At 64.9% G+C, this 2,053-nt stretch carries 2 protein-coding genes and 1 pseudogene; 1 reads left to right on the top strand and 2 read right to left on the bottom strand.

What is annotated here, in order from left to right; translation table 11 throughout:
* Nucleotides 1-1,299: hypothetical protein (locus tag VFA16_RS03575; RefSeq protein WP_324966491.1), on the top strand; the 1,299-nt coding region annotated here is incomplete at its 5' end.
* A 2-nt stretch (nt 1,300-1,301) separates the two neighbouring features.
* On the opposite strand, the gene VFA16_RS03580 is transcribed toward VFA16_RS03575, so the two are convergent.
* Together VFA16_RS03580 and VFA16_RS03585 are read right to left on the bottom strand one after the other, a co-directional pair.
* Nucleotides 1,302-1,820: a hypothetical protein gene (locus tag VFA16_RS03580; RefSeq protein ID WP_324966492.1), complete on the bottom strand. Its 519-nt coding sequence runs from the start codon at nt 1,818-1,820 to the stop codon at nt 1,302-1,304.
* 25 nt (nt 1,821-1,845) lie between these two features.
* Nucleotides 1,846-2,053: pseudogene (locus VFA16_RS03585) on the bottom strand (S-methyl-5'-thioadenosine phosphorylase); the annotation flags it as partial.

Here is a 2,053-nt window from a genome sequence, read left to right on the forward strand (position 1 = left end):
CCGTACGGGCTGCTGGTGTTCGGCGTCGTGGTGTTCGACGTGGTGCAGACCGTCCGATACGGCGGCAGCGCCAATGTGCCGGGCGGCGTGGGTCCGGGCGCATGGCTGGGCATCGCCGGCTCGTTGTTGAGCGCGCAGCCAGTGATCACCAGCGCCGCCGCCGACGACGGCAGGTTCCGAGGCTGGCTGCAGTCTGCCCGCGTCGTGGGCTATGGCTCGATCACCCTTGCCGCGCTGAGCTTTTCGTTCAACCTGTTCTGGCGGGTGAAAAGTGCGCTGCCCGGCTCGACCGGTTCTGGATTCGGCAAGCAAAATGTGGCGATCATCGCGACCGCGGTGATCTACGGCGTCGTCGCGTTGGTGGCAGTCGTCGTGGCGTCGCGGTGGATTATTCGGCGCAGCAGGGTATCTCGCCTGGCGGTCATCGGGCTGGGAGCGTCGACTCTAGTGGCCGGGCTGATCGTGTGGATCCTGCCCATCGGCCGGGACATCGACGAATTCCACGGCATCGCCCAGAACACGTCCACCGCGGGGGTCGGCTTCGAGGGTTATCTGGCCTGGACGGTGGCAGCGGCGATTTTCGCGCCGCTGATGCTGGTCATGACTATGACGCCCCAACAGGCCGACGTTTGGCGGGCCGCAGCGAGAAAGTGCTTGCTGCTCATCGTGGTATGGTCCGTCGGTTCTGTGGTGATGAGGGTCACCGACCTCGTGGTTTCGCTGAGCCTGAAGCTGCCCTACTCGCCGTACAACAGCGCGGCCATGGCCGCGTTCGACCTTGTCACGGCGGTGGTTGCGATCTGGCTTTACATCAACGTACTCAACCGCGCTCTTCCTGCGGTCTTGATCACCTCGGCGTGTGGAGTTCTGGTCGTGCTCACCATTTCTCGCATCGTGGTGGGCATCGCGCTGGCGCCGCGAGTGGCGGGTACCTCCGCGTCGGCGGGCAATCCGGTCTACGGCAACAATCTCGCGCAACAGATCACCAGCACCTTCGACGTCGTGCTTTGTCTGCTGGCGGTTTGTATCCTTGTGGTGGCCATCGTGACCGGGCGGTCGTTGCCAATTACCAAGGCGGGCACGCCGAGTCGCGCTGCGGCCCCAGCGTCGGACCCTGCGACCACGCGACTTTCAACCGGCGAGACACAGACGACGAGGTTGGCGGCCGGTGGTGCCGCGCCCTCGTCACCCAAGCCGCGGATCCATCGTCCGGCGCATGACTCTCCGCAGCAGACAAGCGCCGCCAAACCCAAAATCTATCGGGGGCAACAAGGCTCAGGAGACAACGACCGAACGTGAGGTCACACGATGGCAAGTAACCGGAACGCCCCGACGGTCGTAGACCCGTACACCAGGTGTGCGCTGAGGTCCTTCGCCAACGTTTGAACGTCGTATTCCCACATCGGCTTGTACAGCTTGGCAGGCACCAGCACGGCGTAGGACTGCAGCCAGACACCCGTACCGAAAGCGGGCCCCTGCCACAGGCGGATGGGAACCGATCCACCTACAAGCCCGAGGGCCGCACCCCATCCCACCCCAGTGGCCCAGTGCATGACGTTGTTGACCAGACGCGCTCGCGTCGGCGGCAGCTCACTGTCAAAGACAGTTTCGATCAGTCGCTTGCCAAACCGCGCCGGCGCCGGAGCGTCCTCCCAGCTGTCCAAGCCGGCCGACGATTCCCACGGGACAAACCCGCTGTCGCCGCCGCTGCGCCGGTAGCGGCGATACCACAGCAGATCCATCGCCAGGGTGCCCACAGCGCCGGCTAGCGCGCCTCGCAGCACCGCCCCCAGCGGCGTCATCCGAGCCCGGCCTTGCATTGGCACAGCCTAGCCTGCCGTGTCGCTACGGCAGGTCGAACGGCAGCTCGGCACCGGTATGCGGCAGGCAGTCAGTGCACTCATGTTCGGCCGGCACCTGGCCGATCGCTTGGTACACCAGCTTTTTGAACGGCTCGATGTTCCTTTCGAATTCGCTGAACACCTCGACGGATTTGACGCCGCCGCCGATGTCGACACCAGCGTCCAGGTCGGTGACTAAAGCGATTGCGGCG

The organism is Mycobacterium sp. (assembly GCF_035653355.1).
GTDB lineage: Bacteria > Actinomycetota > Actinomycetes > Mycobacteriales > Mycobacteriaceae > Mycobacterium.